Origin of the sequence: Leptospira ainazelensis, assembly GCF_016918785.1 — a bacterium.
Lineage (GTDB): Bacteria > Spirochaetota > Leptospiria > Leptospirales > Leptospiraceae > Leptospira > Leptospira ainazelensis.
The window spans coordinates 261,380-285,564 of the sequence record NZ_JAFFPT010000079.1; the positions used below are offsets into that span (position 1 = coordinate 261,380).

At 42.0% G+C, this 24,185-nt stretch carries 20 protein-coding genes and 1 pseudogene; 12 read left to right on the forward strand and 9 right to left on the reverse strand.

Annotation, left to right across the window (positions count from 1 at the left end; genetic code table 11):
- Positions 1–441 precede the first annotated feature (441 nt).
- Entirely contained in the window at positions 442–1,521 is a 1,080-nt protein-coding gene (locus JWG44_RS20070) for an endonuclease/exonuclease/phosphatase family protein (RefSeq protein WP_205276832.1), read from the reverse strand.
- 133 nt (positions 1,522–1,654) lie between these two features.
- On the opposite strand from JWG44_RS20070, the gene JWG44_RS20075 reads away from it, so the two are divergent.
- Entirely contained in the window at positions 1,655–2,665 is a 1,011-nt protein-coding gene (locus tag JWG44_RS20075; RefSeq protein WP_205276833.1) for a hypothetical protein, read from the forward strand.
- 9 nt (positions 2,666–2,674) lie between these two features.
- Here the strand turns inward: JWG44_RS20075 and JWG44_RS20080 are convergent, their stop codons facing one another.
- Complete coding sequence (locus JWG44_RS20080) at positions 2,675–3,628, reverse strand: alpha/beta fold hydrolase (protein ID WP_205276834.1); 954 nt, start codon at positions 3,626–3,628, stop codon at positions 2,675–2,677.
- A gap of 258 nt (positions 3,629–3,886) precedes the next feature.
- On the opposite strand from JWG44_RS20080, the gene JWG44_RS20085 reads away from it, so the two are divergent.
- The 3 genes from JWG44_RS20085 to JWG44_RS20095 all read left to right on the forward strand — a co-directional run bounded on the left by JWG44_RS20085 (position 3,887) and on the right by JWG44_RS20095 (position 7,311).
- Positions 3,887–5,275 carry an MFS transporter gene (locus tag JWG44_RS20085; protein ID WP_205276835.1) on the forward strand — a complete coding sequence of 463 codons (1,389 nt, stop codon included), beginning with the start codon at positions 3,887–3,889 and terminating at the stop codon, positions 5,273–5,275.
- On the forward strand, positions 5,276–5,989 hold the full coding sequence (gene mtnC / locus JWG44_RS20090) for an acireductone synthase (RefSeq protein WP_205276836.1): 714 nt from the start codon (positions 5,276–5,278) through the stop codon (positions 5,987–5,989). It begins immediately after the preceding gene.
- A 95-nt stretch (positions 5,990–6,084) separates the two neighbouring features.
- Positions 6,085–7,311: a tetratricopeptide repeat protein gene (locus JWG44_RS20095; protein WP_205277076.1), complete on the forward strand. Its 1,227-nt coding sequence runs from the start codon at positions 6,085–6,087 to the stop codon at positions 7,309–7,311.
- On the opposite strand, the gene JWG44_RS20100 is transcribed toward JWG44_RS20095, so the two are convergent.
- The gene (locus tag JWG44_RS20100) at positions 7,303–8,580 is read right to left on the reverse strand and encodes a PilZ domain-containing protein (RefSeq protein WP_205276837.1); all 1,278 of its coding nucleotides are present in this window, start codon (positions 8,578–8,580) and stop codon (positions 7,303–7,305) included. The two genes, JWG44_RS20095 and JWG44_RS20100, sit on opposite strands and share 9 nt — an antisense overlap.
- A gap of 158 nt (positions 8,581–8,738) precedes the next feature.
- Here JWG44_RS20100 and JWG44_RS20105 point away from each other — a divergent pair, with 158 nt between their 5' ends.
- Complete coding sequence (locus tag JWG44_RS20105; protein WP_205276838.1) at positions 8,739–9,266, forward strand: hypothetical protein; 528 nt, start codon at positions 8,739–8,741, stop codon at positions 9,264–9,266.
- Positions 9,266–10,066, forward strand: a complete 801-nt coding sequence (locus JWG44_RS20110) for an enoyl-CoA hydratase/isomerase family protein (RefSeq protein ID WP_205276839.1) — start codon at positions 9,266–9,268, stop codon at positions 10,064–10,066. Before JWG44_RS20105 ends, JWG44_RS20110 begins: the two co-directional genes overlap by 1 nt.
- Here the strand turns inward: JWG44_RS20110 and JWG44_RS20115 are convergent.
- Positions 10,063–10,980: pseudogene (locus JWG44_RS20115) on the reverse strand (putative glycoside hydrolase); the annotation flags it as partial. The gene JWG44_RS20110 and the pseudogene JWG44_RS20115 overlap by 4 nt on opposite strands.
- Before the next feature lie 424 nt (positions 10,981–11,404).
- Between JWG44_RS20115 and JWG44_RS20120 the strand changes: the two are divergent.
- The 4 genes from JWG44_RS20120 (at position 11,405) to JWG44_RS20135 (ending at position 17,463) form a co-directional block, all read left to right on the forward strand.
- Positions 11,405–12,346, forward strand: a complete 942-nt coding sequence (locus tag JWG44_RS20120) for a histone deacetylase family protein (RefSeq protein ID WP_205276841.1) — start codon at positions 11,405–11,407, stop codon at positions 12,344–12,346.
- Between the two features lie 70 nt (positions 12,347–12,416).
- A complete protein-coding gene (locus tag JWG44_RS20125; protein ID WP_205276842.1) occupies positions 12,417–12,929 on the forward strand; it encodes a DUF1564 family protein in 513 nt (170 codons plus the stop codon).
- Positions 12,930–13,426: 497 nt separating this feature from the next.
- Positions 13,427–15,457, forward strand: a complete 2,031-nt coding sequence (locus JWG44_RS20130; RefSeq protein ID WP_205276843.1) for an NHL repeat-containing protein — start codon at positions 13,427–13,429, stop codon at positions 15,455–15,457.
- Positions 15,454–17,463: a tetratricopeptide repeat protein gene (locus JWG44_RS20135; protein ID WP_205276844.1), complete on the forward strand. Its 2,010-nt coding sequence runs from the start codon at positions 15,454–15,456 to the stop codon at positions 17,461–17,463. The genes JWG44_RS20130 and JWG44_RS20135 overlap by 4 nt, the downstream gene beginning before the upstream one ends.
- On the opposite strand, the gene JWG44_RS20140 is transcribed toward JWG44_RS20135, so the two are convergent.
- Positions 17,460–18,068, reverse strand: a complete 609-nt coding sequence (locus JWG44_RS20140; protein ID WP_205276845.1) for a hypothetical protein — start codon at positions 18,066–18,068, stop codon at positions 17,460–17,462. The two genes, JWG44_RS20135 and JWG44_RS20140, sit on opposite strands and share 4 nt — an antisense overlap.
- Here JWG44_RS20140 and JWG44_RS20145 point away from each other — a divergent pair.
- Positions 18,067–18,606 (forward strand): SRPBCC family protein, encoded by a 540-nt coding sequence (locus tag JWG44_RS20145; RefSeq protein WP_205276846.1) that lies wholly within the window; start codon positions 18,067–18,069, stop codon positions 18,604–18,606. The genes JWG44_RS20140 and JWG44_RS20145 overlap by 2 nt on opposite strands.
- Here the strand turns inward: JWG44_RS20145 and JWG44_RS20150 are convergent.
- Positions 18,590–19,039 carry a methylglyoxal synthase gene (locus JWG44_RS20150; protein ID WP_205276847.1) on the reverse strand — a complete coding sequence of 150 codons (450 nt, stop codon included), beginning with the start codon at positions 19,037–19,039 and terminating at the stop codon, positions 18,590–18,592. The genes JWG44_RS20145 and JWG44_RS20150 overlap by 17 nt on opposite strands.
- Positions 19,040–19,186: 147 nt before the next feature.
- Here JWG44_RS20150 and JWG44_RS20155 point away from each other — a divergent pair, with 147 nt between their 5' ends.
- A complete protein-coding gene (locus JWG44_RS20155) occupies positions 19,187–19,990 on the forward strand; it encodes an FcpA-related putative periplasmic flagellar protein (RefSeq protein WP_205276848.1) in 804 nt (267 codons plus the stop codon).
- Between the two features lie 66 nt (positions 19,991–20,056).
- On the opposite strand, the gene JWG44_RS20160 is transcribed toward JWG44_RS20155, so the two are convergent.
- From JWG44_RS20160 to miaB, 3 genes are read right to left on the reverse strand one after another with little or no spacing between them, the layout of a single operon-like run.
- Complete coding sequence (locus tag JWG44_RS20160; RefSeq protein WP_205276849.1) at positions 20,057–20,887, reverse strand: hypothetical protein; 831 nt, start codon at positions 20,885–20,887, stop codon at positions 20,057–20,059.
- Between the two features lie 38 nt (positions 20,888–20,925).
- Entirely contained in the window at positions 20,926–22,752 is a 1,827-nt protein-coding gene (locus JWG44_RS20165; RefSeq protein ID WP_205276850.1) for an LptF/LptG family permease, read from the reverse strand.
- On the reverse strand, positions 22,749–24,098 hold the full coding sequence (gene miaB, locus JWG44_RS20170) for a tRNA (N6-isopentenyl adenosine(37)-C2)-methylthiotransferase MiaB (RefSeq protein WP_205276851.1): 1,350 nt from the start codon (positions 24,096–24,098) through the stop codon (positions 22,749–22,751). The genes JWG44_RS20165 and miaB overlap by 4 nt, the downstream gene beginning before the upstream one ends.
- Positions 24,099–24,185 lie beyond the last annotated feature (87 nt).

The following is a 24,185-nucleotide window of genomic DNA, read 5'->3' on the forward strand; positions in this document are numbered from 1 at the left end:
GTTATTTCCAAAAAAGTAATTCTTTTGATTTTAACCTTCTTCTCCGATTTTTCTTTTCAAGTTTAAGAAGAATGCGGATTCTTTCGTCTTCGAAAGCCAGGTCTTGAATCCAGAAAATTCCCTCTCTTTCCCTTTGGCAACTTCATTCCCCTGCGCTTCCAACGACGTTTCTTAACCGGGGTTTGGCAAAAAGAATCGCTCCTGTCGAATCCGAATCCCAAAACTTCGCGGCGTTACAACCTTCTTCGAGACAAAAAACTTCAGGGAAATATACGCCCGATCATCGTATATCCCGAGGGCAAGATTTTTTTTTCAAAACCGATTTGTCGGAACAATTGAAGAAGGAGGTTTTTTGCGAGAGTTCCCGCATTCTTTTGGAAAAAAGTAGGAACTCTCACTTTTTCGAATTTACGGAGGAAGTCCGAAACAAAGCAAAAAATTCTACTTCAAACTATAAGTTCCGATCTGAGGGAAGTGATCACTGATGTCCCAGACTTTTTCGCCTTGATCCACTCTGTAAGCGCTCTGTCTCAGATTGGAAGAATAAAAAATGTAGTCGATCGTTCGATCCGGTTTTCCGATCGCAGGATCGTTCGAAAAATGAGTATAGTATTTCGCTCTTTCAGGTCCATTCAAAATATCTAATGGAACCGCGGAGTTCCAATGATCGAACAAAGGTTTGATCTCCTTTTCGTCCGAATAAAAGAACGCTCCGTTCGGGTGCATCGACTTTCGGTCAAAGCCGGGAGGAAGAAGATTGAAGTCTCCGCCTAACACCCAAGCATGTCCCGCGAGATCCAATTCCTTGAGAAGACCGGCGATCGTATCCACTTGTTTGTGCATCGTATCCGTTCCTTGAGAAAAAGCGTCCAAGTGAGTGTTTAGAATCGTAAACTTCTCTCCGCCTTCAATCGGAAAATCGTTTTGAAGAATCGCACGTTTCAAATTGAACTGAGTGGAAATCGGATCCGAAGGCATCAAAGGAAGAGAATGTCGGATTCCATCGGAGATCTTAAACTTGCTGATCGTCGCGAGTTTCATCCCCACACTTCCCATAATTTTCGGATGAGGAACAAAAGCCGACTTCCAATAAAAAGCCTCGCTCTTGCAGACGTAGGAAGGATCAAGTCCTGAAAGAATTTTCTCCAACTGATTTTCTTTAAAAGTGTTCTTTGCTCCGTCGTGCACTTCTTGTAAAAGAATCACGTCCGGATTTTCGGATCGGATATAATCGGTGATTTTTTTCAGAGTGGTTTCGATTTCTTCGCGAGAAGGTCCTATATCGGGGCCGTCTCCATTCGGAACGTCATACCAGAATACCCTCTTCTTACCCGCAAGATATTGTATGTTCCAAACGAGAACCTTGATTTTAGAATCCGCTTTCAAAATCGGAGCATTCTCCGCACATTTCACTTCGGCCGGTTCCGCCTGATCGGGATGAAAGGTGATCGAATATATGAGAATCAAAAGGGAACCAAAAAGAATTCCTAATACCGCCAATATTTTTCGAAACCAAGCCATCCCTACTCTCCTTAAAAACGGTCTAAACGAACGATACCATCGTTCAAAGAGAATACAAGCTACGGGAACAAAAGCGAGTGTAAAGGATTTTCTTTTTAAGAGGGTGGAATAAAACTGACTCTAAGAGCCCGAGATGAAAACAATCCTAACGATCTTATCCATCCTTTTCTTTGTACAAGTTTCCATTCATTCGGAAGAAATCGAACTCAAGATCCGCATTAAAAACGGAACCACCGGTAAAGAAGGAAGTATCGAATCCCTTCGAATCATCGCACTTCAACAAGGAATGATTCCGATCAAAGATCTCGGTCCCGCAAAAGGCGATTTTATCGTATCGAAACTTACGGTGCCGGATCAGTCCCCGATTCTTCTCCAAGCAAAGTACGCGGGAGTCAACTATAACAAGATGGTGCCCCCCGTTCCGGTGATGCGATCCGCAGTGCAAGAGATCGTAGTCTATGAAAAAACGAAGGACAAATCTTTGGTAAGAACCAGATCCGCGATGCAGATCACGAGAGGAAAAGATTTCCTCCGAGTTTTTAAAATTTTTCTCATCTCCAACAATACGATTCCGCCTAAGAGTTATCAAGACGAACAAAATCCTTTCGAGATCTACGTTCCATCCGAGGCGACCGACGTGGTCGGACAACTCACACAAGGAGAGGCCCGGATGGCGATCCCTCTTCAACTCCAGGACGGACCCAACGGAAAGTATCTCGATCGTGCGATTCTTCCCGGAAGTTCGGAATTACAAATTTCTTATACGATTCCCGCGAGCAATCTTTCCCAGGTGACGTTTAAGGATAGAATGTTGGCCGAAAAAAGCGAAGGATTTCGCGCAGTCTTTTCCAAACCGGGAGACATGGACGTTTCCTTTATCGGAGCTTCCAAACAGGAAAGAATCGAAGAAGACGTCCCTTCCGACATGAAGGCGTTTAAGATCGGTTATCCGGCTCCTCAATACGAGGTTTCGATTTCGGTTTCCGGAGGAGCCGCCGTTATGGACGTCGAAACGGAACGAGTCAATCGTAAGATCGAAAACGGAACTTGGTTCCCGACGACTGAACGTTCGATTCTGGGACTAGTGGCTATCTTAGGATTTCTTTTCACCCTTTCTTTCGTATTCGTCTACAGAAAGAGTTAGAAAAATCATTTAAGAATTTGATACTGCGCTTTTTTTCTTACCGCCGCTCGCGGTCTTTTTCTTAATCTTTAAAGAAGAATCCTTCGCGTCCGGAAGAATTTTTTCTCGAACGAGCGTCTCCAAAAAAGCCTGAATATCCTGCAACACGACTTCTCTGTGTTCCGGATATTCGTTCATCAACTCGTGATAAAGACCCGGATAAATTTTGATTCTTTTGTTTCGATAGATTAGATTTTTATAAAGTTCCGCCGAGCCGTTTACGTCGACGAGTCCATCCTCTTGTCCGTGAAGAATCAGAACCGGGCACCGAAGTACTCCCGCCTTTTTGATCAGTTTAGACCCGATCTCCAAAAGTTCGAACCCCATTCTTAAAGAAACCTTTCCGTGTACAAGAGGATCCTGACGATACGCTTCGATCACGTCCGGATCGTGAGAAAGGAACTGAAGATCCAGCTCGGCGTCCACGGTCGTCGAAGGGGAAATTTTACTCAAAATACCGGCTGCGATTTTTTTCAGCTGTTTTTTGAAGTCCATTCTTACCATCAAAGCCGGCGCGGAAAGAATCAGCCCCAGAATACTATCTTGATTGATTCCTTCCTGAGAATAACGAAGCGCAATCGCCCCTCCCAGGGAATGACCTAACAGAAAAAAACGATCCTTCTGTTCCCTTTTCAAAACTTCGTTAACAAAATCGGAAAGATCCCGAACATACTGATCGAAAGAATCCGCGTGTCCTCTTCTTCCTTCCGATCTTCCGTGACCTCTCATATCGAAAGAATAAAAATTGATATCGCTCTTAGCAAAAAAACGGAGCAAATTCGTATAACGTCCGCTATGTTCCCCAAAACCGTGATGAAAGATCATCAAACGATTCGCATTCGGTTTTGTCCAAGATTGACAGTATAACTTTGATTTATCGAAGCTCGATAGAATGTGGAATTCTTTATGGTGAAAGGAGGTCATTGGAAAAACCGAATTATCTGGAAGAAAGGAATCATCAAAACGACAGGGGTCAACTAAATATTCTTTCTTGAGTAAAGAAAGATCTATTTTTCAATTCTAAGATTTAGAAAACTAACTGTTCTCCTGTCTATGTCTCGTTACATCGGCTCAAACATGGGATTCCAAAATATTAAAGCCCAAGTAAAGTTTCCTTGAGTTTTCCCCCACTCTATTCATTGTTTGGAATTCTTTAATAAACAAAGAGACTCTGGAGAGAACATGGAAAAAAGACCCTCGGAACAAAGCCTACTCCGCTTTTTCGGGTTGGGAGAACTGGCAAACCACGGTTGGAATGCAGTCCTCGCGTTTTGGATGATCATGGGAATGGCCTTCTTCCTTTTCGCGGATCAAAACCTAATCGCGCCTAACTTAAGAAACATAGGAGCCTCCTTCGGACTAAACAGCCAGGAAGACGTCGACTGGTATATCGGAGGGATCATCCCGATTCTCTTTTTTATCTTAGGGGGAGCAGTTTCCGTAAGCATGGGATATCTGTCCCAAAAGTATTCGCGAAAAACTCTCATCATCTTCTCAGTCTTTTTAGGCGAGATCCCCTGTTTCCTTTCCGGGTTTGCGACGAGCTACACTGAGTTCGTAATCTATAGAACCCTCACTGGTTTCGGATTGGGAGGAATTTTTCCTCTTCTATTTACGGTTCTCGGAGATTACTTCTCCGATAAATCCAGATCGACCGCCGCCGCTTATGTTTCCCTCTCCATGGGAATCGGTCTTGGCGTCGGACAGTTGTTAGGCGGAATTTTAGGAGGCGCCGATCCTATCAACGGATGGAGAATGAGTTTTATCTATCTTTCAGTTCCTTCTTTTTTCTTTGCTCTCGTCTATTGGGTCTTTTGTAAGGAACCGATTCGAGGCGGGGGAGAAACCGAGTGGCAAGGAATCGCCGAAAAATTTCCGGAAGAAAGTTTTCATCTTCGATGGAGCGATATTCGACTTCTTTTTCAGAACAAAACGAACATAGGAATTTTTCTGCAAGGAATTCCGGGTTGTGTTCCTTGGGGAGTTTTTTTCGTGTTTTTAGTGGACTACTACGAATCCTCGTATCACCTCGATAAGGCGACCGCAACCATGCTTCTTACATACGCGGCGATCGGAGTTTTCGCCGGAACCTTTTTCGGAGGAATCATAGGACAAAGAATCTACAACTATAACAAAAGACTACTTCCGATCTTTTGTATGTCGAGCATCCTGCTCGGAATTCTACCTTGTCTCTATCTTTTAAAAGCGGAGAATATTGCGACTTCCGGAACTTTCATCGTAGTCAATCTTATCGCCGGTTTTCTCATTTCCCTCACGGGACCTAACGTAAGAGCCACATTAATCAATGTGAATATTCCAAAAAACAGAAGTAGTATGTTTGCGCTCTACAATCTGACCGACGATTTAGGGAAAGGATTGGGGCCTGCGATGAGCGCGGTGATCCTAGGATTGACTCCGGGAGATCGTTCCCTCGGACTTTCGATTTCGGTTCTGTTTTGGATTCCTTGCGCATTGTTCTGGATCATGGTCTTGAATAATTTCGAAAAAGACGAAAAAGACGTACATGATTATTTGGTACACGAAGCTGAAAAGATAAGGGGAGCCGTTTAATTGAATCTTGGGCCTATTGAGCTATTTTTATTCGATATAGAGGGTACGACGACTCCGATCGAGTTTGTTCATAAAGTTCTCTTTCCGTATTCCGTTCAAAAGATGGATTCCTTTTTTCAGACCTCGGTCTTGGAAGAAGGATGGAAAGAGAAACTTTTAGAGGAAGCGGAGAACGACTCGACTTACAACAAAAAAGTCGGAGATTCTCCGGAGGATCTGAGCGCCTATTGTAAACATCTGGTTTCGGTGGATCGTAAGAGCGGTCCTCTGAAAGAAATCCAAGGAAGAATTTGGAAGATCGGATACGAATGCGGAGAACTGAAAAGTCTTATGTTTTCCGATGTTCCCGAATTCTTAAAAAGAATTCAATCGGCGAAAAAGAATGCGGCCGTATATTCTTCGGGAAGCGTTCAAGCGCAAAAGTTAATATTCGAATATTCCGAATCCGGTAATCTTACGAATTATTTTTCGGGTTATTTCGACACCGCCGTCGGAGGCAAAAGAGAATCTTCCAGCTATTCCAAGATCGCAAAAGAACTCGGAGTGGAACCGAGAAGGATTCTATTCTTCACCGATATTAAAGAAGAAGCCGACGCGGCAATCGGCGCCGATCTCAGAGCTGCGATCTTAGAACGGCCCGGGAATTCCAAACAACCGGAACATCCTTATCTTAGGCTTTCCTCGTTTGAAACGTTAAACCCTTCTCGTTCTTAAACCGATTTCTCTTAACAAAATGCTCGGAAGAATCGAAAACCATAGGCGATTCCATGCTTTGAAACCCCAAAAGCGTTTCTTTTTTTCCGAGTAGGATCGGACAAACGGCCGATCTTTGGAAGGTGAGAACGTTTCTAATTTCCATTCTTCTTTTTTTAATTTCCATTCCCACGGGAATCCCGGAAGCCCGAGAACTCGTGTATGCGTTTCGAGAACCCGGTAAACCCGAAAAAGAAAAGATGATCCTCGTTGGAGAAACCGTTCTCTATGATAAGGTCAAGCCGATCGAGGAAGAAGGAAAAAATAAGAATCTGGATATCGGCGTGGACACGAGAGCGGATCTGGTTACGATCAAGATCAATTACGATCCGGGTTTAAGAGTCGGACAAATTCTTTATCTCATAGAAAAAGATTTCGATCATAAGAATTACAAAAACGGAAACATCGTAGCGCAGATCGAAATCAAATCGATTTTTCAAACGTCTTTTATCGGTAAACGAGCGAGAGGAATCGGAAACCTCGGCTTGGTAAAAGATAGAAATCTGATGGTCGCCGCGCCTCTTGTCTCCGAAAAAATAGAATCCGCAATCGTAGAAAGAAAGAAGGGAGATTATCATCTTTCCCGAAACGAGGTTGCGGAATCGATCCGTTCTTACAAACATACGATCAGCCTAGATCCTTCCTCCCCGATGGGGCATTTCCGTTTAGGATTACTTTATAAAAAAACGGGAGAGGCTTATATCTCCGCAGGTTCCGAATTCTCGATGACTTGGAAAAACCGAAAACGTTTCGGAAACGCTCAGGAAGAATTGGAATTCTATGTGGAATACATCGACTACTTAAATCATAAATACGAAACCGAAGGTTTTAAGAATCCTACGATTCTATCAAAGTCCATGGATGTGATCCGAGAAGCCTTTAAATTGACGAAAGTCGATTCCGAACTTCTAATCAATGCCGCTACTACCTATTATTTTCTTTTTAGAGAAGAATCCAAACCAGGTAAATCTCTAGCGGAAGCTTCGGAAAAGAGAAAAAAATCCGATACCTATTTTGAAATCTCTGAAAAACTTACAAGAAACGCCGATCTTCTCAATCCTTCCGACTTTCGCGTACATCGCCTCGCGTGTAAACTCTACATGGACAAGATCGGTGAACTCACTTCCGAATCGGGACAAACCAGTTTGGGAGAATTGGAACAGGTCGCCAATTTTAAAAAGCTGTTAGGCGACTCGTTTGAAAAATACAAAACGTTTAAACCTGCTTCGCAACCGGGAGACCCCTATTTGCTCAGGGCGCCGGCTCTTATAGGATCACTCTGAAAGTATCTTGCGAGTTCTTGTAAAAATATATTTTTGAAGGATAAGCATATCGTCCGGATTGGAGTCGAAAAAATTGACTCCAAGATTGAACTTTCCCTCCCCAACGATATAACGAACCACTTCCCCTCTTAGAATAAGCGTTCTTTCCGTAAGAGGGATAAATATTTTAATAATATTATGTTTTTTTAAATAATGAAAAATTCTTTCTTCGTCTATTTCGAATAAGAGTCCGTTTATACTGATATCCACGACGCGGGTGGCCGCTTTTGTCTGACGATAATTATCGGCACGGATAAAAATCTTTGTCATAGAATAACTGAAAATTTCGGAGAGTTCGATAAGATAACCTACCTGGGAAGGTGTGATCGAATATCGATCCATAGCGGAAGCGTACACTCTAATATATCCCACAACGTCGTTAAAAAGTCTGATGGGAAGAACGATGTAAGAAACTAGAAAATCCCGAATTTCATTCTTTTGAAGTTCTCTAAAAAAATTATCCGCATAGTCTTGCCCGTTTTCCAATACCATACGGAGGTATTCTTCCCGGTAATTATCCGCCTCGGAAGGGCCCGTCTCACGGATATAATTGATTATTAGGGAGGTATCGGGGATAAAAACGGGTTTATCGTGTTTTCTGATGAAGGTTTCTAAAAAACTCTCCTCTTTTTTTTCAACTGAAAAAAAGACGATATCATATTCCTTAGATACGGTGGAAATATATTCTGAAATCATGATATTTATGAGGCGAAGATCCGGATTATCCTTCTTGATTTCCCTCATCAGATTGTTAAATCTTTGTTCCACTTGAATATTTCTTCCGATTTCGCGCCCTCCTCCCGAAAGAGAACGAAAAAGGATTACGTAATTCATAAAAAGATCGTCGACGGAAACGCGGATATTTTTTCGAAATGAAGCCGCCTGGAGTTCGGATGGAATTCTTATTTTGATACCTTCTTCCAAAAATTCTAAGATTACAACTTCGAACTGATAAAGAATATTCATGATCTCGAAGCTGATCTTTGCTCGAAGGGTGAGCCCCTGTGTCACACCCGGAATTCTTAGATTTACGCTCGTCTCTTCTATATCTTCCACGACCGCGAAGTATTTTTGTCCGTCGTAATCGAAAGGAAATTCCACGTCATCCGCTTTCAGATAGTAGAAGAGATGTTTAACGAGATTGATATCAGTCCCTATGATCGTTTCTCCGAACATAGTTTCGAGAATTGTTATGAGTTCCTGTAAACTATCCGATCTGCCGACTGCCATGGGGTGCTCGCGTTGAAAAAGAGATTCTATTTCAATATCGGCTTTCAGGAGGTCGGAATTCAGTCGCCCCTTTGATTGGGGACATAAGTATTTAGAAAAGAGAACTGAAGAGAAAAAAAATCCCTGGGAAGGTTTCGGAAAAGCCCGAAAAAGAAGGTATGGATACAAGAAAGTCGGAACTCAACCCGGAATTATTCGATATGATGAAACAGGGAAAGCTGTCAGCCGGGAAAATCCTGGATCTGATTGCTTTGAAAGAGCTCGTAGATCGATTTGCGGCAACTCATTTTATCGAGGAAGAAAAAATCGCCGAGATCAAAGAAAAAACCGGAGTTGAACCGGATATTCTAACCTGGGGGGATTATTTCCAGACGGAAATCGCATCTAGATACTTTGAAAAGTCGGAACTCCAGTTTAAAAAGATCATCGAAACGATTCGTTTCGATCTCATCTCAGCACATTTGATCTTTTCGGGAAAGCCGGAATACTTTCAGGACTCGGTGAGAGGTCAGGCTTTAATTTCAAAATCAATCGATTCTACTTTTTGGACGTTAGAGGACGAAGAAGCGCTTCATTTGGATACCCTTCTCGAATACTTCACACAGATGGGAATCGGGGAAAAACCGTTGACCGTATCGGATCGAATCTGGTATGAAAGTTTTGAGCTGGAGAAAAAAGCAGTTTAATGGGATTAATCGATCAAGATACCATCGACTTGGGTTCAGGAAACAAAATCCAGATTCTAAGTTTAAATAACCCCGAATCCAGAAATTCTATGACCCGCGAAATGGGTCTTGAGTTTAAGAAAATCGTAGAAAATTTATTAGACTCTCCGGAAAAATCAAAACCAAGGGCAGTTATCCTAACCGGAAAGAATGAAATCTTTTCTGCAGGTGGGAATTTCGAACTCCTCAAATCTTTCTCCACGAAAGATTTCGAGACAAACAAGAAAACAATGTTCGAATTCTATAATCTTTTTTTATCCGTAAGAAGATTAGATATTCCTGTAATTTGCGCCGCGAACGGTCATGCGATTGGCGCTGGACTCTCTCTTGCCTTTGCCTGCGATATCCGCATTTTTGCAAACGAAGGGAAGTATCAGTTTAACTTCGTAAAATTAGGCATTCATCCAGGAATGGGTTCAAGTTATATTGTGAAAGAGCTTTTTGGAACTCATATGGCCAATCGACTTCTTTTCCTCGCAGAAACTTTGTCGGGAGACGACGCGTTTCGCGCAGGCCTCTGCAATGATGCAGTTCCTCAGAAGGAAGTTTTAGGAAGAGCCACAGAAATTGCAATTGCACTTTCCGAAAGCGCCCCCCTTGCTCTAAGTGAATTGAAGAAGAATACTTACGACCGCGAGAAGTTGGAAGCCGCCCTCAAAAAAGAAGCGGAATCTCAGGCTAGAAATTTTATTTCTGCAGATTTCAAAGAAACGATTAAAGCCATCGAGCAAAAAAGAAAGCCTGAGTTTAAAGGAATCTAGTTACTTCCCTTTTTAATCTCTCTATCATAGTCCTTTAAGGCCTGAAATGTAGAATCATAATCATTCCAGGCATTCCAAACCACAAATCCGTGAGCCCCGCTGTCATAAGCCGCTTTTACCTGCGCCTTGATATAGTCCGAAAGGGAGAGTCCCGACTTAGCGACAGACATATTGAATCCTTGGATATAAGGGATTACCCTTGTCGTTTTCAGGGATCTTTTTAGAGTGAGATGAGTTCCGTCATAGACGGTCTGGTACGGGTCTTTGATTCGATCTGGCATTCCATAAAAGTGAGAAGGATATAACATTGGGTAGAGAACATCGACTACCTGGGCAAAAACTTCAACTTTTTGACCAATCGAATCATTTTGGTTAAAGGGAATCCTACCAAAAATATCAGCGCCAATATAAGGTAAATTCTCACACTTCAAAGTTTCGTTCCGAATATTCTTGATAATACCCGAAATATTTTTATAACGAGCTTCAAAAGAAAGTTTAAGCCGCAGATTATCGGCATAGCGAATATAATCCAGTTGAATTTCAGGAAAGCCAGATTGGCATGCTACTCGGATCGACCTGTGAATCGATGTAATTTTTTGCTCGGATGGTTTTTCGGTCGGAAGTCCGCCGTCAAAGTTCACAATCCGAGCTACTGGATAAAATCCTTCCGAAACTAAAGAATTCAAAGTTTCCCTGGAAGGCGGATTTGGCTGAACATCGATGACTAAAAAATTTACACCGTGTATTTTGCTTTTCTTACGGAGTTCTTCGAACGCTTTGACTTTTTTTAACGTTCTCTGCGAAATATAAATTCCCCTAGAGAAATCTGGCGCCCTTTGCTCCGGACTTGATGTCGCACTCTCCGTCGCTTTCGATATGGTTTCCTTATTTTGAGCAGTTACGACTTTGGTTTTATTTTCAAGAGCAGGTTCAAATTTAGTGGGATTTTTTTTCCAATTCGATTCTTGGGAAGGGACTTCTTGGTTTTGGCGTATAGCTTCGGTTTCTTTTTTGCTTATAGGAACAGTAGTTCCGACTTCCAATTCAGAGATCTGCTTTAACGAAGGATTAATCGGCCTTTTCCTGGGAGTCATTTTTGGGAAAGGGAGATCAAAATCAGGAAATACAGAAGTAGTAAAAACGAGAAATATCAGAATTGATAAGAGTATTTTATTCACAGGCTTAGAAGAATATCGAAAATAATTAAGTTCACTATTGAATGTCGGAATTCAGCGATAAAAACTAAAAGAAACGTTGAAAAATACAGAATAAGAATCAATTTCCTTTTCCAGTTATTTGAAAGTTCAGAATTAGAAAACACTTCAATGGAGACCAAAGATGGCCACCGGGCTTATTTTTTCAGAAACTTTCCTTTACCACAATTCAAATCCTTCGATTCCGCATTACGAAAATCCCGAAAGACTTTTAGCCTGCCTGAACCTTCTACAGAAATCAAAGTATTATTCTTTGCTTCAAAAATTAGAGATTAAAGATATCTCCCTTGATTTTCTTAAACAGGTTCATTCCGAGAATCATCTTCAAAAAGTAGAAAATTCGAAAGGAAAAAGAGGCTATTTCGATTCTGATACGCCCTTTACAGAGGAATCATGGATATCTGCCATTAAAACGGTAAGCTCAGGAATAACGATGGTGGATGCATTGTTAGAAGGAAAGATCAAGAATGGATTTTCGCTCCTCCGACCACCTGGGCATCATGCAGAGCACGATCGTATTATGGGATTCTGCATGCTAAACAACATAGCGGTAGCAGCAAAGTATCTGCGGATAAATGGATTTAAAAAAGTCTTTATTTTAGATTGGGATGTCCATCATGGAAACGGAACCCAAGAAATTTTCTATGGAGATTCGAATGTTTTCTACCTTTCCATCCATCAATTTCCTTTTTATCCTATGACTGGACTTCCGACCGAAATTGGAGACGAGGTTGGAATAGGGACAACGAAGAACATTCCGCTTCAGGCGAATACGGAGGATCTTACATATATAGAAATATTTAAGGATATAATCGTTCCTACGATTGAAAACTTTCATCCGGAAATCATCTTAATTTCGGCAGGTTTCGATGCCCATAAAAACGATCCTCTCGGAGGTATGAAAATTACTACCAAAGGTTTTGAAGAATTAACAAGAATCATTCTTGATTGCGCAAAACATGTCTGCCAAGGGAAGGTACTTTCCTTCTTAGAAGGGGGTTACGACCTCGCCTCTTTATCCGAGTCTGTAGAAGCACATCTCGCGGTTCTTCATTCTTTTTCTTAAAAAAAATAATCACTTTCGCGTTCTTCCTGTAAGTTCTCGGAACCTTATTATTTAGGGGGATGAAACAAAAATGAACCAGAGTGAAGAATTTACGGAATTTCGAGGTAGATCTCAAAAGAACGCGGGGCCATCCGATCTCCTTTTACCAAAACATTTAGAAGGATTTTTGAGAATAAAGATTAGGAAACATGGCAACCTAAAAAATTACTTTCATTACCTCATCGTAAGATTTCAGAAAAGAAGTCTTTTTTCAAAATTTCCAGACACTGCGTTTCGAAAGACGCTCTATCAATCTAAAAAACAAAATCTGATCCGATTTTCTTTTAGACCCGACCATCAAGATTGGTATGAAGCAAAACTCTCGAGTTTTTACTTCGGAATTTCAATTTGTAAATTTTTTTCCAGATTGGTAGACCTCGATAGGGACGAAGATCTTCCAATTTCAAATCGAGGAACGGAAATTTTAAAATTGGAAAAAGAGAAAGTAAGACCGTTTCATTTTTATTTCACAATTCTTTCGAATAAGAAAATAATTTTGAAGAGACTTTCTAAAGGACAAAATTTCGAGTTGAATACAGCATAAATTTTCCTTTTTTCCTAAATAGATTCCGATATTTAAGAAAGAATGGAAGTTTCATTGGAAGAGCTAAATCAAATAGAAAAAAGATTTAGAAATTATATCTTCATCCTAGATTTTCTTCTTAGGGAAACCCGGAGCGAACTCCTGGAGAATAGGGCCAAACGCGAAGTCTGGTTAGAACGTCATGAATCCTGGAAAAAGAATATGGGTTCTCCAAGCGCTGCGGAAACTCCTCAATTCTCGAATGTATTTAAGAAAACTAAACCGGACCGGGAATTCCGACCTCTTCAACGACCGCCTTATACCAAAAACAAAGGTATTTCAATTAGGACCGATTCCCATCCAGAATTTCGGCATTTTAGCTAAGTAAGGAAAAATAACACTTCCATTAATGAAATATCTCTTTAGCTGAGTTTATTCTATTAGCATCGCAAAAAATTCTTGAAATTATGTCTCTTTTTAATGTTCATAGAGATTGGAGACAATGTAAGAATTCAATTATGCACTTTAATAGATTTCTTATTTTCCTTTTTTCACTCTTAGCTTCCCTTTCGCTGAGTTCCGACGGACTCCCCAATTTTTCTATCCAAGAGAAAGAAGCGCGAACCCACTTTACGAGGGGGTTTTCGTATTTTAATAATTCTCAATATTCGTCTTCCAGAGAAAGCTTCCTGAAGGCACTCTCAATCAAAAGTGATTTTACATTGGCACGTCTTCTTCTCTCCAATTCATATTACCTCTCCGGCGATTGGCCGGAAAGTATGTCGGAATTAGAACAGATGGAGGGAAATACTGGACTCAACCAAATTCAGAAAGCGAGATTGGACGCTTTGCGGATCAATCTCGCCGGAGGAAGCCAGGATTCGGCGGTCAAATATTATTCCGCTCTTTTAGGAGACGAGCTCCGACGTTTTCGATTCCGAAATCCTTCGGACGTCACGATCGATGATGACGGATTCCTCTATGTCCTTTCCTTTGACACCGCCAATATCGTAAAATTTGACCCTAATGGAAATCCCGTTGGTAACTTCAAAGGCTCCTTAGGTCGGAATTTATCGGGCCCGCTCTTCTTTTCTCTCCGAGGAACTTCGATTTTTGTATCGGATTTCAAAGCGGATAAGATCTACGAATTCAATACAAGAGGAGAATATCGAAATCGTTTTGGAAAAACGGGAAAAAACAACGGAGAATTTCACGGACCAACAGGAATATTCCTGACAAAAGACGGATTTCTTTTCGTTTCAGACTCTGGAAATAACCGTGTTCAAAAACTCAAAATCGACGGCACCTTCCTCCAAGAAATCGGAGTCGGAACTCTTCGCAATCCCTCCGGAATCAAAGTAAACGCAAAGGGAGAAATTTACGTCGCAGACCGCGGGAACTCTCGAATCGCAGTCTTCGATTCGGAAGGAAATTTCTTAAGAGAAATCAGCAATCCTAACATTCTTTCTTCTCCTCGAAATCTCACGATTCGAAAAAACGAGCTACATATCTCCGATGAAAAAACAGGTTTGATTGTTTACAACACTCTGGAGAATACCTGGAGAGCTCTCGATTCCTTTCGCGATTCGAAAAACGTCGTCCGCAAATTGAATCAACCTTTCTCTTCTGCTTTCGACTATACAGGAACTCAATATATCGCCGACTTCAATCGGCACCGCGTTGAAATTTTCAGTCCGGCAAATCAGCTTTCCTCAAATCTCGACGTAGTAGTTGAAAAAGTTTTAAATAGAGAATACCCGGATATCTCAGTTTTCCTAAGGGTTCGAGACAGATCCGGACGCGACATCAAAGCGATTCCAAGAAACTCCTTTAGAGTTTATGAATATGGAAATCTTTCACCCCTCATCGGACTCGCCGACATGCAACAATACAATAATAGAATCTCTTTGTCTCTCATCTATGAGAATACTCCGGAAGTAAAAAACGCATATTCCGTATTCGAAAAATCTCTTCGTCCCCTTTTGATGTCTCTCAGACAATACGACGGAGTAGAAGTCCTCCGTTCCGGAACTGAACTTATAAAGGCGGCCGATTTCAATTATTCGATGCATGAGATTTTTAGAATATTACGAACCTCTCCAAGTGATCCTTCTTCCAAAACTGGCAAATCCATCTACAGAGGAATTTCGGATCTCTTGGATCGTTTAGGTCCGAGAGCGGTTCTGGTTTTGGTTTCCGGCAGTTCAAATGCAGACTCCTTTAATCAAATTTCTCCTGAAAAAATAATCCGTTATTCGAAAGCGCATTCGATTCCGGTATATTTTCTATCTCTTTCCGATAGCGGACCGACGGTCGAAATTTATAAAACTATCGCCAATTCAACGGGTGGAAAATTTATTCTCATTCCAGGAGAAGGTCAAGAGAAGACACTCTACGAATCGATGATTTCCCATAAAGACAGACGTTATATAGTGTCTTTCAAAAGCAGAGTGGATGCGGATAAAAAAGACTTTTATATTCCTCTTGTCTTAGAAGCGAATTTTCGAAACGCCGCAGGGAAAGCCGAAGCAGGATTTTTTACGAAATGACCTCTCGACTTTTTCTGCAAAGACGTTTCCTAATTCTATCCTTACTTCTGATCATAGGATCGCCGTTGATTTCTCAGGATACGGTTCGCAAAATTCAAGAAGGGGAAAATTTTCTCAAAGAAAGAAATTATACGGCGGCATACCAATCCTTCACGGATGCATCAAAAGCAAATCCGATGTCGATCCGCTCCCTTTTAGGTCTCGCAGAATCCGCAAAATATCTTCATAAATACAACGAGTCCTTCGAAGCCTTTAAAAAAGCGTTAACCTTAGAACCCGATAACAAAAGCGCCCTAAAAGGCGCGGCTTTAGCATTCGCAAGAAAGAAAGAATATCAAAACGCACTCGAACTTTTAAAAGCGTCTTTGGATACCGACCCCTTTGATCCGATTCTCGCCCCGGTCCAGATCCAAATCCTCTTGGAAATGGGGAGTTTCGAATCCGCATTAAAAAAGCTGGAAGCTTCTCGATCTAAATTACAAAATTCTAAAGAAGTTCAAATCTTAGAAGCTAAGGTCAACGGAAAAACCGGTAACTTTTCGAAAGCTTATCATATCTGGAACGGAATTCTCTCAAACTCTTCCGATGATCCCGATCTTTTTTTTCATCTTGCATCTCTCTTAATCGACTGGGCTGAAAAAAGTCAGGTGGGCGAACGAAAACAGAAACTCGAAATCGCTGCGGAAAAGTTGGAAAGAGCAATCGCTCTTTACCCGGATTTTGAGGAAGCAATCGACACGTTGACAAGAATTCGTATCTGGCAAAACGATTATCCTTCCGCAGTCATCCTTTCTCGCAAACTCGTTACTCTTTATCCGCAAAATCCTTCTTTTCTTTATCTCAAAACGTTCTCGGAAGAAAAAGAGGCAAACAAAGATTCTTCCTCCGCAACTAAGGATTCTCTCAAAAACGACCTAACTGAAATATTAAGATTGGATGATTTAGATTCCATCTCAAGACAAAAGGCGGAATCGGTAGCGTTGATTCATTTCTCCGAGAACCATTCCTTCCGTAGAAAATTGGGCGACTATAGAATGCAACGTTTTCGTTCTTCTAAAAATTCTCTTCTCTATGATATGTCCTCTCATCATCTCGCTTCCGCAAGAGAATTGATTCCCGGTCAACCGGAGGTTCAATTCCAGACTCTTTCCGAATACAAAAGGACCGGGTTTTTTCCGCGGTATCTAAACCTTCTTTTGTTTTTAAGAAAAAAATATCCGGAAAATGAAAAGTATCAGTATGAGATAGAAAATCTCCTCAACTCGATGAAACAATCCATCGGTTATAAGGAAGGAATGATCGAAATCACAGGCGACAATCTCATCGAAAATTACGGAAGGACGCCGCCGGTACTTCTCGTCTTCGACCTCGTCGACAAATCCTTCTTAGGCGATTATCCGGACATTTCCCTTTTGGTTTCCTCTTCGGTTCGTAAAATTCTTTCTTTGAATCCTACAATTTCTCTCTCGAACGTTCTCGAAGCCGCAAGAAGTAATCCGTCTTCTTTCAATCTGACACCCGATAGTTATATGGGAACTCTACCCTATTCCGAGTCTTCTTTTCTAAAAATCAAAGATGCGGCAAAGAACGGACTAAAACCAAGATTCGTAGTTTACGGTTCTCTAAAATACGAAAATCATTCCTTGAACATCGATTGGACGATTAAGGATACGAAACACGAGAAAATACTGAGTACGTTTCGCGTTTTTGCAAAAGGGCGCGACTTTCTTCCCGAAGCGGCGACAAGATCGGCTTCTAAAATTCTCGCTTCGATCCCTCCCTCGGCGTCCATCGTCAGAGTAAAAGACGAAGATATTATCATCAACGCCGGAACCTTGGACGGTTTAAAAAAAGGTTCTAAGGTTCAAATCTACAACACTTCCGGTAAAACGGCAGAGGCTACCGTCGAGGAGACTGATTATTTTCTTTCCAGAGCGGTTCCGGATAACGGAATCAACGGTTTAAAAACGATCTCGGAAGGGGATCGTATCCTTTGGAAACGTTAGTTTTTTCTCTTTGGGAATCCGCTGAAATAGTCTAAGATCCAATCCGCGATCCTCTTTTCGATTTCCGGAATTCTCTTAGGGTCGGGTCTTATTTCCAAAAACACACCCCAAATTCTTCCCTTGATTTCTATTTTAGATATTTCGAATGTATTCCATTCTTCCGAAAACCAATCCGGAAAATTCCCCGCGTAATAAACTTCCTTTTTGTATTCGTCTTCAAATACGAAACGATTTATCCTGATCCGGAAACGATTGCGAATGATTCCGTATTCGATTTCCAAATCCACATCCGGGTAAATCCGAAAATCACGATTCTCCTCGTCCCAGTCCATTCTGGAACCTTCTAAACAAATTTCGTCTTCTTTGGAAACTTCCAGGCGGATCGGATAAGAATACGTCGTCTTCTGATTCTTCTTTTGATCGTAACCGACTTGGACGTCGACTCGATGCTTTTTCCTTTCGATCCGAATCTGAAACGCAGACTCAATCCTTTTCTCCAAATGTTTTTGAATTACGGAAATTGCAGTTTCGGAAAATTGAAGCGGCGACGGTTGGGACCGCGTAGCAGCGGGGGATTTTAGATTCTTAAATAAATAGAGAAACATGGAATTTTACTTTGGATTCTTCCGAATTTTCATCATAGCGCAAGTCAAAGTCTCTGTGAAATCCGAATTTATTTGTAGATCCGTTTTTGACTGCGGCGTGGAAACCCTCTTCGCATTTCACGAATCCCCGCAAGGTTTTGAAAGCCTCGTTTCCGCAGATCCGAACGTGAAGGTGATTCAAAAACCGAAGAACATTCTTCCCGGCGCGGTCGCGATTTTAAAAGTGAGTCCTTTCCCCTTTTTTTCTTGGACTTGGATCGCCGAACATCTGGAATATTCGCAAAACGAAAGATTCGTAGACATTCAAAAGGAAGGTCCGTTTCCATTTTTTCTTCACGAACACCGTTTTAGCGGTTTAGAAAAAAAGCGTTCGCAACTGGAAGATAGAATTTCCTTCGAAGCTCCGATTCATTTTTTATCTTCTCGAATCGTTCTTTCGATGCTAAAAAAACAATTTTTGAAACGCCATGAGATTACGGCAAAACAACTTTCGGTTTCCTGGGAGAATCTTTTCTGTGCTGCTAAGAATTCTTTTTGATCCTTGTGTCGTAATCGATAAGAACCTTTTTGTAAGAATTGATAAATTGAGGGGAACTGATCATATAATCCGCGGTGGAACGATTGCAAGCCATGGGTATATTATAAAGTACTGCAATTCGAAGTAACGCCTTTACATCCGGATCATGAGGCTGTGCGGTTAATGGATCCCAGAAAAAAATCACGATATCCAGATCCCCTTCGGCGATCTTAGCTCCGATCTGTTGATCCCCTCCGAGCGGTCCTGACAAAAATCTGTAGACCGGTAGTTCCGCTTCTTCGTTTATCAATTTTCCGGTAGTTCCGGTTCCGAAAAGATGGTGTCTCGATAGGATCTCCCGATGGGTTTTAGCCCATTCTACCAAATCATTCTTTCTGTTATCGTGTGCTACGAGGGCGATTCTTTTTGTGGCGGGAACCTGAACTTCTTTCATTCTTCGTTACTCTTTTAATGTTTGTTTTCAATCTAATTTTTTGATGACGCCCGTTTGCGACCAATCCTAAATTGACATAGGATATTTTTTTTCCATTTCGATTCCATTTTAACCCTTGTTATCCGTTTTCAAAAGATTATAACTTCTATGAAACCATCTTTATTCTACCCTCTTCCCATTCTTTTCGTTTGTACTTTTTTTGTCCTTCCGTCCTTGACCTTTGCGGATAAGGCTCCTTCCGAAAAAAAAATCGAAATTCTCATCCCGGATGGAAGCGATCCCGATTCCACATGGGGGAAAGATCTTCTTCCGTTCGAGGATATCGATCTCTTAGGAGACGCGAGCGAGGAGAATTCCAAAAATCATTTTGAAAATTCCAAAGAGGACTTTCGAAGAGCCTTGGACCGTTTTAGAAAAGCGAACGAACTCGCGGAGGCGAAACGAAAGGACTTCGAAGCACAGACGTTCGAAGCCGATCGTTACGAGTGGCAAAGAAAAAATCGAAAGGAAAACTTTGAAAGAGCGATTACAAGAGATCTGAACAAAGCAAGATCGGATGCGATTCATCTTTTGGTTTCTTCCATGAATTCATTGGAAAGAATCCAGAACTCGAAAATACGAGACACCGACGGATTTCGAGAATTGCAGGCGGGAATTTATCGGGAATACATCAAACACCAGCTCGTTCTGAAAAACTTTCTCCAGGCGATGGACTTACTCGAACGTTATATCCAGATCGGTCCCAAGTATTATGAAGATTCGGAAGCACAGGGTTTTCTCGCCAACTGTTACGAGAGAGCCTATCGACTTTCCAAGAAGAATCGGGACGATCAGGCCCGTGAAAAATACGATATCCTTCGTAAGAAACACGGACTCTTATACGCAGAATATAAATTTGGAAAAGATTCTCCGGATTTTAAGGAATTTTCGCGGGAACTCTTTCGGGATTGAAGGCAATAAAAAACGTTCCCAAAAGTCGGAACTAAGAATCAAGATCGAACCGATTTGATTCGGCTCTTACTGAATTCCGAGTCTCTTTTTCAAACTTCGGTTTTCTTCGATCAGATCTTTGATTTCTTTTTCGGTATAAGCGAAAAGCCGATCCTGAGCTTCGAGAATCTTATCCAGTTGAATTTCTTCAATATGAGAATAATCTAATGCTTGTTCCGTAGCTTTTTTGAAATCAAGAGCGTCTTTTAGTTCCTGAGTTTTCATAGAATCCAAAATTTCGGAAACTTTCAGACGTTCGTGAAGAGCGAGAAGTTCCTTGTTTTTGAGTTCGTTGACCCTTTCAAGAGCCTTGTTGATCTCTTCGTTGTTCTTCTTTACCTTGGATTCGAATTCTAAGATGGCTTGGAGGGCTTCGTTTGCTTTGGCCGCGTCCTTATATTCTTTCTGAGCGAGTTCGAAAACTCCTTCAAAAAAGCCGATATTGGTAAGACAACTGTTCCCGATTTCGTTCGCGGCGAGTTTATAAAATTCGGATTGGATCGTACGATCCAAAATCAATCGGAGATTTCTCTGATGAACCGGATGTTCCAAAACTTCGATCTTTCCGGTTTCCGGAACAACCGCGTTGATCTTTTCCGATTCTTCCGAATAAACCATGATCAAACTGACATAGGGATGTAGTTCGAACTTACGTATGAATTCACGAACATGATTCCATTCTTGAAAATTTACGGATAGAAAAAAGATATGAATGTCCGCTTTCATTAAATCGATCGCGCCCAATCCGTCGAGGGAGACCTTGCTCAATTCGATATTGACACGAGGGTGCTTCCAGATCTGAATCGGGAATTCTTTTCCTGAAGTAAGATGCCAAATGATCGCGTTTTTTTGACTCATCGTATTAATTCCAAAACTAACCAGCGGATTTTCCCGGGTCAGGAACCTCTTTTCGTGATCTTTTTTATTTTTCCCCATATACTTAATCTTTCTAATCTCTCTGTCAATTTTGATTTTTGATCAGAAATCTTATCCAGAACCTTTTGAATCGGTTTTGGGAGATCCATATCCGTTCTTTTGATCATGATATTGACGCTCAAGATCGCGATCAAAATGTTAGCGCTCCAAGGCCCGATCCAATCCGGAACCTTATCATTGTAAGAGATCGTACTTCCCAGGGTAAAAAATGTAAAGTAGATCATTAGGAAAACAACTGCAAGCGTAAAACTCATTCCTTTTCCGGATCGTTTTACCACGAGTCCGAGCGGGAAAGAAATGAAGAAAAAGATCAAACAGGAGATCGGCATCGCGATTCTTCTGTGAATTTCGACGTTAAAATCGGTAAGAACCTTCTTTCCCTGTTGCATCAAAGCCATCAACTGTGTGAGAACGGAATACCTCTGGGTCATCTCATCCGGTGTGAGAGTTCCGTTTGCGGCGCCCATGGCTAGGTCGATCTTCATCTGCTCCACCATTTGCTTTAGTCCGATTAAACCTTTTATCTCGACTCCCATCTCTTTTAAGGTTTCAAGTCCCGGAATTTTTTCCAATCCTTCGGATTCCATGTTGTTTCGAATTTCGAACAAGACGGGCATCGAAAAGGTCTCCGGTTTTACGTTCAATTCAAGAGTTTTCTTTTCCTTACCTTTGGGAATATTGTAATCCATTTCCCCGTTTCGAAAATCGGTTACGGAAAAACTCTTACGATCGTCGCTCCATTCTAAGATCCAACCGTCTTTGAGACGGATGGATTTCTCGTATTCCCCATCGGGTCCGAGTTTTTCTACGAGATTTCCCCGCCCCGCGTTGATAATCTGAATAATTCTAGAACCTCCCATCGGAATCATTTTCCCGCCGATGTGAAAGTATTCGTTTCCTTCGAGAAAAATTTCCCATTCTCGGATCTGAACTCCTTTGAGTTCCCCGGTGTCGGAATTCATTCCTTCGGTGTACATGGTTCTCGCGCGTTTTTCAAAAAGATCCTGGGTTTTGTCCCCACTGAACTGACCCGGAGTGATCGCGAGCAGAGGATTGTAAGCGAGAACCCACTTGTTGAACTCGTTCATCTTTCTTGTGTTCTCGGGTGAAAGATAAAAATTGAGATAACCTACGATCATCGCCATCACAAAACCGAATGCAAGAAAGTTAATATAGATTCTAGGAAAACTTACTCCTGCGGAACGAATCGCCGTGATTTCGGAATCTCCGGAAAGCCTTCCCGCGGCCATGATCCCGCTCATCAGACAGGCCATGGGAATCGTCATCGGCAAAGTGTTAGCGAGAAGATAACCGAAATAATCCAGAAGACGAAGCGGATCCACGCCCTTTCCCACAAAAAGACCGATCATCTTTTGGAGCGCGAGGACCATATAAACCATCGTAAAAAATGCAAGTGCAACTAAGAAGGGAGAAAGAATTTCTCCCAGAATATACCGATCCAAGATCGGAATGATCATATAGAATTTTCTTTTGTCGGTATGAACTTTGAAATCGGCCGGAAGATCTTCCACGCTGCTGAGACGAACGGTTCTTAAATCCGCACTTCCGCTCGAAATGTTTTTTTTCGGAGAAGAATCTTTTGAAGAACCGAGGATCGAACTTTTTTGTTTTGCGATTTTTTTGGAAAGGGAAGAATCTCCATTCTTCTTGGAAGAAGTTGTTTTTTTTGATTTCGATTCGGCTGCGGAAGAATTTGTTTTATTGGAAGACGCGTTTGCTACCGACTTTTTGCCGGGAGTTTTTTTCCGATTGTCGCCATCCTTCAAGCAAGGATCCTTCCTTTTAGAGTAGCGCTGGTCGCACTTTCGATTTGAACGTTTACGGAAGTGCCTATCATTTCGGACGCGTTTTTTCCTTCGGGAAGAGGGAAAACCGTCATTCTTCCGCAGGGAGTTCTTCCGCAGAGTTGGCTTTCCGACTTCCGGGAAGTGTTCTCAATCAAAACGGAATATACGTTTCCGATCCGGGAACGATTTTGTTCGTGAGAGATGGAAGTCTGAAGATCGACGAGTTTGGTCAGCCTTGCGGACTTCACTTCTTCGGGAACGTTGTCCGGAAGTTTTCTCTGAGCCATCGTTCCTTCCCTTTCGGAATACTTGAACATAAAGGCCATGTCGAACTTCACTTCCCGAACGACCGCAAGAGTGTCCTCGAATTCTTCCTCGGTTTCGTTCGGAAAACCCACGATGATATCGGTGGTAAGTCCGACGTCGGGAACGATGTTTCGAATCTGCTCGACAACTTCTAAAAATTCTTCTTTGGAATAAGAACGTTTCATCTCTTCCAAAACTCTCGTGTTTCCAGCCTGGAGAGGAAGATGGATGTTCGGACAAAAACGGGGATTCTCCGCCATGAGTTGCAGAAGGTGAACCGGAAAGTCTTTCGGGTGCGGAGAAGTAAAACGGATTCTTTCAATCGTAGTCTCGTCCAAGAGCATCTTGATCAAACCCGCGAAGTCCTTTCCTTCTTCCTTGTAAGAATTTACGTTTTGTCCGAGAAGATTCACCTGACGAATTCCCTGATCGGCGAGATCCTGGACTTCGCGGACGATGCTCTTCGGATCGCGGCTTCTTTCTCTTCCTCTCGTATAAGGAACCACACAGAAAGTACAGAAATTATTACATCCTCTCATGATCGTGACAAAGGCTTGGATCCCGTTTACGACCCGAGGTTCGATCTCGTCGTAGGTTTCAATCTTGGAAAGACGAGTCAGCGCGAGCGCATTTTCTCCGGAACGGATTCTTTCGATGAGTTCGGGAAGACTTCTGTAATTGTCCGGTCCTACGACCAGATCCAGAGGAAGTTCTTGGTGAAAAAGGTCGTCTCCCAGATTTTGGGCCATACAGCCGAGAACACCGATGACCAGTTTCGGGTTTTTCTTTTTGAGATATCCGAGGGACTGAAGACGGTTGTAGATTTTTGCGTGTGCGTTTTCACGAATCGCACAGGTATTTAAAAAGATAATATCGGAGTCTTCTGGATCTGGGGAAGAGGAATATTCCGCGTCCTTCATGAGGCTGGAGACGATTCCGGAATCGTACTCATTCATCTGGCAACCGTAGGTCTCGATATAGACCTTTCCTGCCTTTTTTTCTACTTCCAGAACGCTCATAGGACTGAATTTCTGCTTGCCGGACCGGCTGTAAAGGGGTTTTCCATGGATAGGGAAACGCGTTTTGTCTCGTCTAAAAAACCGTTC